Origin of the sequence: Burkholderia sp. Ax-1724, assembly GCF_011752995.1 — a bacterium.
GTDB lineage: Bacteria > Pseudomonadota > Gammaproteobacteria > Burkholderiales > Burkholderiaceae > Paraburkholderia.
On the sequence record NZ_VWWL01000042.1, the window covers coordinates 26,995 to 36,252 of the forward strand.

The 9,258-nt window shown below is 67.3% G+C and carries 8 protein-coding genes; 3 read left to right on the forward strand and 5 right to left on the reverse strand.

Annotation, left to right across the window (positions count from 1 at the left end; translation table 11 throughout):
• Positions 1–297 precede the first annotated feature (297 nt).
• Together F3J19_RS31480 and F3J19_RS31485 are read left to right on the forward strand one after the other, a co-directional pair.
• Positions 298–438, forward strand: a complete 141-nt coding sequence (locus F3J19_RS31480; protein ID WP_167050287.1) for a hypothetical protein — start codon at positions 298–300, stop codon at positions 436–438.
• A gap of 144 nt (positions 439–582) precedes the next feature.
• A complete protein-coding gene (locus tag F3J19_RS31485; RefSeq protein ID WP_167050289.1) occupies positions 583–1,089 on the forward strand; it encodes an acyl-CoA thioesterase in 507 nt (168 codons plus the stop codon).
• Positions 1,090–1,186: 97 nt separating this feature from the next.
• On the opposite strand, the gene fumC is transcribed toward F3J19_RS31485, so the two are convergent.
• The 5 genes from fumC to F3J19_RS31510 all read right to left on the reverse strand — a co-directional run bounded on the left by fumC (position 1,187) and on the right by F3J19_RS31510 (position 8,121).
• Positions 1,187–2,587, reverse strand: a complete 1,401-nt coding sequence (gene fumC / locus F3J19_RS31490; protein WP_167050291.1) for a class II fumarate hydratase — start codon at positions 2,585–2,587, stop codon at positions 1,187–1,189.
• Positions 2,588–2,602: 15 nt separating this feature from the next.
• Complete coding sequence (locus F3J19_RS31495; RefSeq protein ID WP_345891078.1) at positions 2,603–4,195, reverse strand: phospholipase D family protein; 1,593 nt, start codon at positions 4,193–4,195, stop codon at positions 2,603–2,605.
• A 528-nt stretch (positions 4,196–4,723) separates the two neighbouring features.
• The gene (locus tag F3J19_RS31500; RefSeq protein WP_167050295.1) at positions 4,724–5,683 is read right to left on the reverse strand and encodes a bile acid:sodium symporter family protein; all 960 of its coding nucleotides are present in this window, start codon (positions 5,681–5,683) and stop codon (positions 4,724–4,726) included.
• A gap of 414 nt (positions 5,684–6,097) precedes the next feature.
• Positions 6,098–7,510, reverse strand: coding sequence for an MATE family efflux transporter (locus tag F3J19_RS31505; protein WP_167050297.1), 1,413 nt, complete (start codon positions 7,508–7,510; stop codon positions 6,098–6,100).
• A 392-nt stretch (positions 7,511–7,902) separates the two neighbouring features.
• Positions 7,903–8,121, reverse strand: a complete 219-nt coding sequence (locus F3J19_RS31510) for an RNA-binding S4 domain-containing protein (protein ID WP_167050299.1) — start codon at positions 8,119–8,121, stop codon at positions 7,903–7,905.
• 393 nt (positions 8,122–8,514) lie between these two features.
• On the opposite strand from F3J19_RS31510, the gene F3J19_RS31515 reads away from it, so the two are divergent.
• The gene (locus F3J19_RS31515; RefSeq protein ID WP_167050301.1) at positions 8,515–9,015 is read left to right on the forward strand and encodes a hypothetical protein; all 501 of its coding nucleotides are present in this window, start codon (positions 8,515–8,517) and stop codon (positions 9,013–9,015) included.
• Positions 9,016–9,258 lie beyond the last annotated feature (243 nt).

A 9,258-nucleotide genomic window follows, 5' to 3' on the forward strand; every position in this document is an offset into this window, starting at 1 on the left:
CGGCGGCTAACGCGGTAATGCGGCAACGCGACAGACGGCGAAGCATTGCGATTAGCCGCCTTGAACCTTTAGCCTCAAGCCTCGGCAAGCGGCCAAGCCTGGCGGCACACGGCGGCGACGCGGCGTGCCTTGCTCTCCACTGTATCCGTCCGCGCGATTCGATGTTTCAGCCTGGCGTGAACGATGCCATACCGCAAGCGCGCCCAAAACCGGCAGCTCGGGCCGGGAACCCGCGTTTCGGCGCCGTCTCGGCCCGCCAGGCTAGAATCGAAGCCTGTCTTTGCAGGAATACGCGTGATGAAAACTCTTCTGGCCGTCGCCGCTGCGGTTCTGCTGCTGGGCGCCTGCGCGCAGGGCGGAGCCGGTTCGGGCTCGGCGGGTAGCGGCAGCATCGAGATGTACGGCACGATCGACGAAGGCATCAGCGTCCACAACTAGGCGCGGTTTTTATCGCGGCCGTGCCGCGCGCGAGGCGCTCCCCGGCGGATATTTCGCCTCTCCATGCGCTCGACGCCGCGCCGCGCGCAATATTGCGCTCGTATAATCGCCCCCTTTCAATGCATCCGATTGACCGGAGTCAAGATGAGCACTCTCCCCACCGCACCGCTGGACCGTTCGGAAACCACCTTCCGCTTTCTCGCCGAGCCGATCTCGGTCAACTTCGGCGGCAAGGTGCATGGCGGCGCGCTGATGAAGTGGATCGACGAGACCGCCTATGCGTGCGCGGCAGTCTGGTCGGGGCGCTATTGCGTGACGGTCAGCGTCGGCAATATCCGTTTTCGCCGGCCGATCCTCGTCGGCAATCTCGTCGAATTGCGCGCGCGGGTCGTCGCGACGGGCCGCACGAGCATGCATATCCACGTGTCGGTGCAGGCGGGCGACCCGAAAGGCGGCGAGCTGCTGCAAACCACGGACTGCCTCGTCGTGATGGTCGCCGTCAACGAGAACGGCCATCCGGTGCAGGTGCCCGCTTTCGTGCCGCAGACCGATGAGCAGAAGCGCCTCGCCAAGTACGCGATGGACGTCAAGGACGCGCTCGACGCGATCGTCGAGCTGAAGCCGGAAGAAGTCGCTCAAGGGAAGATCTGAGCACCGCGGGGTTGCCCTCCAGCCTGCATGCCGAGACTGGCGGCGCGTCTGCTGCACGCGCCGCCCCGCGCACTTCCAGCCGCACTTTCTGGCGCACTTACCCCGCCGTGCGCCCCACCATATCCTTCGGCTGCACCCACTCGTCGAACTGCTGTTCGGTGACATAGCCGAGCGCCAGCGCCGACGCCTTCAGCGTCGTGCCTTCCTTGTGCGCCTTCTTGGCGATCTGCGCGGCCTTGTCGTAGCCGATGTGCGGATTGAGCGCCGTCACGAGCATCAGCGATTCGTTGAGCAAGGTATCGATGCGCTCGCGATTCGGCTCGATGCCGACCGCGCAGTTCTCATTGAAGCTCAGCGCGCCGTCGGCGAGCAGACGCACCGATTGCAGCACGTTGTGCGCGATCATCGGACGAAACACGTTCAGCTCGAAGTTGCCGCTCGCGCCGCCGATGTTCACTGCGACGTCGTTGCCGAACACCTGCGCGCACAGCATCGTCAGCGCTTCGGACTGGGTCGGGTTGACCTTGCCCGGCATGATCGAGCTGCCCGGCTCGTTTTCGGGAATCGACAGCTCGCCGAGACCGCAGCGCGGTCCGCTCGCGAGCCAGCGGATGTCGTTGGCGATCTTGTTCAGGCTCGCGGCCACCGTTTTCAGCGCGCCATGCGCGAACACGAGCGCGTCGGCGCCGGCCATCACCTCGAACTTGTTGGGCGCCGACACGAACGGCAGACCGGTCAGCTTGCCGATCGCGGCCGCGACGTTGTCCGCGAACTGCGGATGCGCGTTCAGGCCCGTGCCGACCGCGGTGCCGCCCTGCGCGAGCTCGTACAGATGCGGCAGCGCCGATTCCACGTGACGGATGCCGTGCTCGAGTTGCGCGACATAGCCTGAGAACTCCTGGCCGAGCGTGAGCGGCGTCGCGTCCTGCAGGTGCGTGCGGCCGATCTTGACGACTTCGGCGAACGCCTTCGCCTTGCCGTCGAGCGTGTCGCGCAGCGTCTTCAGCGCGGGCAGCAGGTGCTTGACGATCGCGTACGCGGCGGCCACGTGCATCGCGGTCGGGAACACGTCGTTCGACGACTGGCCGCGATTCACGTCGTCGTTCGGATGCACCTTGCGCGCCTCGCCGCGCTCGCCGCCGAGCAGCTCGCTCGCGCGGTTCGCGATCACCTCGTTGAGGTTCATGTTGGTCTGCGTGCCGGAGCCGGTCTGCCAGACCGCGAGCGGAAATTCGCCGGGATGCTTGCCGTCGATGATCTCGTCGGCCGCCTGCATGATCGCGTGCGCCTTCTTTTCGTCGAGCACGCCGAGACCGAGATTGACCTCGGCCGCCGCGCGCTTGACGACGGCGAGCGCGGTAATCAGTTCGGGCGACTGCTTCTCCGTCGAAATCTTGAAGTTCTGCAGCGAGCGCTGCGTTTGCGCGCCCCACAAACGGGCGTTCGGCACGGCGATTTCGCCGAACGTGTCGCGTTCCATGCGTACGTCTTCAGTCATCTTGCACTCCACTTCTCAAAGTTCATCGTTGACAGGCAATAGGGAGAATAGACCCGTTAGCGCATTGCGGTAGAAACCCGCCTGCGGATCGAAAATGTAGGTGCGCGGCCGGCCGTCCTCGACGTCGGTCCACACGAGCGGCGAGCGCGGCGCGCCGATCGAGCGCAGGTAGGCAAGCTGCGTGGGGTCGGCGAGCGTCACGCGATAACTCTGCTCGGGCTGGGTCGCGAAATCGAAGATCTTCGCGACCTGATTCGCGAGGGCGGGGCTGTGGATCACGAGCGCGAGTTCGGTGTTCAGATGCGCCGAGCGCGGATCGAGATTCATCGAGCCGATCACGAGAATCTGGTGGTCGATCACATAGGTTTTCGCATGCAGGCTCGCGCGCGAACTCGAGCCCACCAGCCGCGCGCGCGGCGTGTCCTGGCGCGGCTTGAATTCGTACAGCTCGACGCCCTGTTGCAGCAGCGGCACGCGGAACGGACTGTAGCCGGCCTGCACGGCGACCGCGTCGGTCGCGGCGAGCGAATTGGTCAGCACGGCGATGCGGATGCCGCGCTGCGTGAGTTCGCCGGCCGCCTTGACACCCGCTTCGTGCGGCACGAAGTACGGCGAGATGATCAGGAAGTCGTGGCGCGCGTCGCGCATCAGCTGGAACAGCCGTTGCATCGGCGGGCTCACGTAAGCCGGCGAGGGATGCTCGATTTTCTCCGGCAGGTCTGCCGCGAATTCGGCCGGCGCCCAGGTGAGGTCCAGTTGCTCGCTCGCGATCTGCGAGGCGAGCGGCGTGGCGTTCAGCGGCTTCGCGTTGTACGGATCGGCGTTCTCAAGCCAGTGCTCGCGCAGATCGTCGCGCGTCTGGTCGAGCTCCTTCTGATCGAACGTCTGCTTGTTGAGCACGCTCAGCGGATAGGCGATGCCGCTGTTCCAGTAGTCGTCGAAACTCGCGGAGACATCCGCGACGATCGGGCCGGCCGCCAGCACGTCGAGGTCGCGGAATTGCAGCGTTTCGCTGGCGCTGAAGTATTCGTCGCCGAGATTGCGGCCGCCGACGATCGCCAGCTGGTTGTCCGCGATCATCGCCTTGTTGTGCATGCGGCGCGTGAAATGGCCGATCTGCGTGAACAGATTCGTGGTGCGCTCGAACATGCCTTCCTGCGCGCTGCCGAACGGGTTGAACACGCGAATCTCGATGTTCTTGTGCGTGTTCAGGCCGGCCATGGTGCGGTCGATGTCCTTGAAGTTCAGATCGTCGACGAGCATGCGCACGCGCACGCCGTGATCGGCCGCATAGAGCGCGGCGCCGAGCAGCAGCTTGCCGGTGGTGTCCTCGTTGGCGATGTAGTACTGCATGTCGAGCGTTTTCGTCGCCGCGCGCGCGAGCGCGATGCGCATCTGCAACGCGTCGGTGCCGCTCGACAGCACCCGGAAGCCCGATTGCCGCGGATGCTGCGCTTCGAGCGGCACGAGCGCGGCGCGCAGCGGGGTGTCGGCGGTGACGGGGAGGGCGTGGGTGAGGGCGCGGTCGTACGCGGTAGCGGGCGGCCTGGTGGCGCACGCGCTCAGCAATGCGCCGAAGCAGCAGAGCAGAAGGATACGTCCCGCTATGCCCGGTGCGCGCCGGCGGCGTGGCGTGGTCCGGCTCGGGTCGAGAGGCTCGTGCACGTGGTGTTCTCCCTTTTCGCAAGCGTCTCGTGGCGACTGGCGCGAAGGCAGGGTCCGCGCTGTCGAGAAGCCAATTCTAAGGGGAATCGGGCAGGGTGGCTTTCGTTCCGCGCAGGGCGATAAGGTGGCGGGGGATCGTGCTTGTGGTTTGGCGCGGCGTCTGGGTGCGTGGCGGGTGAGCGGGTGTTTTTTCCCCGGTTGCCGTGCAGGGTGAGATAGGGCGGCCACGCTGTTGCCGTGATCGAGATTGCGATCGCGGGTGAGGCTTTCGTTGCGTCATGGCGCGCACCGACAGGCTCCGGGCCAGCCGCTTCGTGCGTTGCGATGACCGTAGCCGCCCTTGCGGTGTCTAACGCGCAACTTCGTTGTTAAAGCGCTCGTTGCGCCACGACCGTCGCGTCGATGGGCTCCGTGCCGACCACTGCGCGCGCGGCGATCACCCGAACCGCAATCGCCGCGCCAAGCCCCAACTTACCCGCGCTCGGCATTCAGCGCGCGCTCGCCGTCGGCATGCGTCGAGCCCTTTGCCGGACGGCCGGCCCAGTAGCCCGCGAGCAGCGACCCCGAGAGGTTGTGCCACACCGAAAAGAGCGCGCCCGGCAGCGCCGCGAGCGGCGTGAAGTAGAGCTTGCCGAGCGTCGCGGCGAGGCCGGAGTTCTGCATGCCGACTTCGATCGCGAGCGTGCGGCAGACGGCTTCGTCGAAACCGAGCAGACGCCCACCCCAGTAGCCGCCGAGCAGGCCGATGCCGTTATGCAGCACGACGCCGAGCATCACCACGAGACCGACCGAGGCAATGCTCTTCTGCGTGCCGCCGACCACCGCGCCGATGATCAGCACGATCGCGACCATCGAGACGAGCGGCAGAATCGGCTCGACCTTGCGCACGAGCTTGCCGAACAGATGGTTGATGACGAGACCGACGACGATCGGCAGCGCGACGATCTGCAGGATGCTCATCAGCATGCCTTGCACGTCGACGACGATCGACGCGTCGACGTAAAGACGCGTCAGCAGCGGTGTCGCGAACACGCCGACGAGCGTCGACAGCGCGCTGATCGTGACCGACAGCGCGACGTCGCCGCGCGCGAGATAGATCATCACGTTCGACGCGGTGCCGCTCGCGACGCTGCCGACCAGCACCATGCCGGCGGTCAGGTCGGGCGGCATGCGCAGCACCCGGGCGATGACCCACGCGGCGAGCGGCATCACGAGGTAGTGCAGCACGATGCCGGCGATCACGGGCGCGGGGCGCGTGAACACGCGCAGGAAGTCGGACGCCGACAGCGTGACGCCCATCGCCAGCATGATGATCGTGAGAAGCGTGGTGACGTGCGGCGCGACGCCGGCAAACGACGCTGGCGAGAAATACGCGGCGATCGAAACGAGCACGGCCCAGAGCGGGAACAGGCGGGTGACGCGGGCAAGCATGGCGGTGGGTCCTCAGGTTTTTTTATTGCGAGAAATCGGTGTGACGGGTCCGGCAGCCGGCATCGGCCGGGGAGTCGGCTACCGGCGGCGGGCGTTCCGTTTTTTTGCTGCGCCGGAGCGCGTGAAGCGGTGAGCGGTGACAGCAGGTGCGCGGCCACGGCATCGTCGACGCGCGGCTAACCCGGTGCGATCCGATGCACGGCGCGTGGCGAGCAGCCCATTCGAGCGGCAGGCCGCGTGGGCGAGGGTAGGCGCCCCAGCTACGCAATCCGGCGCAGGCCTTCGTGAGGCGCGCCTGCCTGTGTGCGGCTCGTGGCTCGCGACGCGCGAACGCGGGTAAGCGCGCGCGTGCCGAGGCGGCCATTTTACCGTTTGCAGGGAGTGCTTCAGGAGTGGGGGTTTCCGCTATTTCGCTCAGACCGGCCGCGCCGGCGGCGTGGCCGGTTCCGCCGGCAGCCGGCGCAGGCTCAGCCGGTGAAAGCGCAGCGTCATCAGCAGCGCGACGCTCGCGAGGCCGGCGGCAAGCCCCCACCACAAGCCGCGCGCGCCGAGGCCGCCGTGAAACGCGAGCAGATAGCCGGTCGGAAAGCCGATCACCCAGTAGCCGAACGCGGCGGCGATCATCGGGATGCGCGTGTCCTTCAGGCCGCGCAGGCAGCCCGAGCCGACCGCCTGCATGCCGTCGACGATCTGGAAGATCGCCGCCACGCCGAGCAGCGAACTCGCGAGCGCGACGGTCGGCGCGTTGGCGGGGTCGTCGAGATGCAGATACAGGCCGACGATCCAGTGCGGCGCGGTGATCAGCACGAGGCCCGACATCGACATGAAGCCGACGCCGAGCGCCAGCGCGACGAAGCCCGCATGGCGCGCGGCGAGCGGCTGGCCGGCGCCGGCCCAGTAGCCGACCCGCACGTTGGCGGCCTGGCCGATCGACAGCGGCACCATGAACGCGACCGAGGCGACGTTCAGCGCGATCTGATGCGCGGCCAGCTGCGATTCGCCGAGCAGGCCGACCATCAGCCCCGTCGCGAGGAAGAGGGTCGACTCGACGCCGTAGGTGATCGCGACCGGCCAGCCGATGCCGAACAGCTCGCCCATCAGCGGCAGCCTGGGCCGTGTCGCGACGACGAAATGCCGGAAGCGCGGCCGCAGATGCAGCAGCGCCATCAGCACGAGCGCGGTCAACCAGACGGTGATCGTGGTCGCGGCCGCCGAGCCGAGAAAGCCGAGCCGCGGCAGTCCGTAGGCGCCGTGGATCAGCCCGTAGTTCAGGAAGCCGTTCACGCCGACGCTCGCGATCGACACCCACAGCAGCCGCCGCGCCGCGCCGATCGCCGGCAGGAACGAGCGCATGAGCCCCACGCCGATCAGGCTCGCGGGCGCGCCCCAGCGCAGCACCGCCGCATATTCGCCGACGTTGTGCGCGAGCAGGCCCGGCTCGCCGAACGCGAGCAGGATCTGCGAGGCGAACGACAGCAGGATGAACGCCGGCACCGAGAGCAGCACCGACAGCACGAAACCGGTCCAGTAGATAGGCGGCACGCGGCCGTCGTCCTGCGCGCCGCGCGCGTGCGCGACGCTGACGCTGACCGAGGTCAGCACGCCCTGCAGCAGCGTGACGACGACGAAAAACAGATTCGCGCCGAGGCCGCCGGCTGCGAGCGCGTCGGGGCCGAGCGAGCCGAGCAGGATCGTATCGGTGACGCTCATTGCCATCTGCGACAGTTGGGCAATGGCGAGCGGCGCGGCGAGCCGCGCGGTGTCGGCCGCGTGGCGGGATAGGGTCGGCGGCCGGGAGGCCGCGCGGGCGAAGCCGGATTGGGTCATGAAAAGCGGGTCATGAAATGCCTGGCGGCGAAAAGTGGCGACAGCGAGGCGCGGGCAAAAGCGGCGGCGCGGGTCGGGAACGGCGCGCCGGGCGGCCCGGTGGCGCGACGAACGGGGAGCAATTCGTGGCGCGGCGGCCGGCGGCGCGGTTCGTTGCGCGGGCTGTCGCTTACGCTTACCTGTCGAAACCCACAGCTTATTGCCTCGCCCGGCCAATGTCGATGGTGGATGCACGGTTCCAGTGCGTGCCGTCCGGCGCATTTCCGGACTGCGACGGTGGGACCGAATGTGCGGCGGCGGGGGCCGCGGATGCATTGCCTAAGCGGACCGTGGCAGCGGCCCCGGCCCCGCGCCGCGGGCTTTGAGCCGCGGCAAGCGGCTTCGGCTCCGCGTCAGCCCTCGTGAACCGCAATGCGCGTATCGCCGAGCAGCACGACCTGGCCCGCGCGGATCTTGCACGTTTTACGCGTTTCGATCTGACCGTCGACGGTCACGGCACCTTCCGCGACCATCATTTTCGCGGAGCCGCCGCTGTCCGCGAGGCCCGTTATCTTCAGGAGATTGTGCAGTTCGACGTACTCGCCGGTGAGCGTGAAATTGAGGTTGGGCATGACGTTTGCGCCTTTGCGGGGCTGCGGGTTGGCGGTCGGGGTTCGCATCATAAAGCACAACGCGGGCGCGAGCGGAAACCGGCGGCCGCCAACAGAGCACCAGGCGGCCGGCGGCGGGTGAGACGGGCGCCGGTCTCCCCGCAAGCAATTGAAAGCAGATGTTATGCAGATGTTGGAAAGTGAAACGTTCCGTAACGCTAGTCGTACCGGATGGATTTCACTCCTAAAGTGCAATTCAGCAGTGAAGCCCGCTGGATTCCGGATACGCACCTGATGGCAACTGGTCCGGCGACGCCCAGGACCGGGCGCGGCACGCGAGGCATCCGGCATACCCCGCCATCGTGACGTCAGATCGTCCGCCCGTGTCACGACCACTTTAGAGAGGATTTAGCCATGACTCAGATTCGTTCGCTCCTGATCGGTACCGTCCTTACCGCTTTTGCCGCGACGGCCGCCGTTGCACAGACCGCACAGCCGGCCACCGGCATCGGCGGTCAGGCGCAGATCCAGACGCAAGGCACCGTTGGCGTTGCTCCGCCGGCCCCGTCCGTCCCTGTTGCCCAGGGCGCGCTGCCGACTCCGGATGCGCCCGCCGCCCAGGGCGTCGAGCCGGCCCCGCCGCCGACCCGTCTGACGGCGCCGGGCTCGCCCGACCCGCTCGTGCAGAAGCGTGAAGCCGATGCGAAGGCCAACGCGGAATATCGCGCGTCGAAGAAGACGTCGAAGGCGGAAATGAAGGCGCAGCAGAAGGCCGCGAAGACACAGTACAAGGAGCAGGTGCGCGACGCGAAGATCAACCAGAAGGCCGACAAGCAGACCGCCAACAACGCGATGAAGATGAACATGGAAGGGCAGGCGGGCGAGCAGGCCGAGGGTGCCGACGTCAAGCATTAAGCCGCCGGCATCAGGCCCCGATGCCGGGGCGCGCGAGCGGCGTAGAAACACGCGGGCGCGTGCTCCGGCGCGGATTTTTCACAGGGAACTTCCCGACAGCGTAAGCTCTGACGGCAACCGGCAACCGGCAACCGGCAACCGGCAACCGGCAACCGGCAACCGGCAACCGGCAACCGGCAACCGGCAACCGGCAACCGGCAACCGGCAACCGGCAACCGGCAACCGGCAACCGGCAACCGGCAA

Excerpts from the sequence above, each read along its gene's own strand:
- F3J19_RS31480 (WP_167050287.1), top strand. The coding sequence starts at position 298 with ATGAAAACTCTTCTGGCCGTCGCCGCTGCGGTTCTGCTGCTGGGCGCC.
- F3J19_RS31485 (WP_167050289.1), top strand. The coding sequence starts at position 583 with ATGAGCACTCTCCCCACCGCACCGCTGGACCGTTCGGAAACCACCTTC.
- fumC (WP_167050291.1), bottom strand. The coding sequence starts at position 2,587 with ATGACTGAAGACGTACGCATGGAACGCGACACGTTCGGCGAAATCGCC.
- F3J19_RS31500 (WP_167050295.1), bottom strand. The coding sequence starts at position 5,683 with ATGCTTGCCCGCGTCACCCGCCTGTTCCCGCTCTGGGCCGTGCTCGTT.
- F3J19_RS31505 (WP_167050297.1), bottom strand. The coding sequence starts at position 7,510 with ATGACCCAATCCGGCTTCGCCCGCGCGGCCTCCCGGCCGCCGACCCTA.
- F3J19_RS31510 (WP_167050299.1), bottom strand. The coding sequence starts at position 8,121 with ATGCCCAACCTCAATTTCACGCTCACCGGCGAGTACGTCGAACTGCAC.
- F3J19_RS31515 (WP_167050301.1), top strand. The coding sequence starts at position 8,515 with ATGACTCAGATTCGTTCGCTCCTGATCGGTACCGTCCTTACCGCTTTT.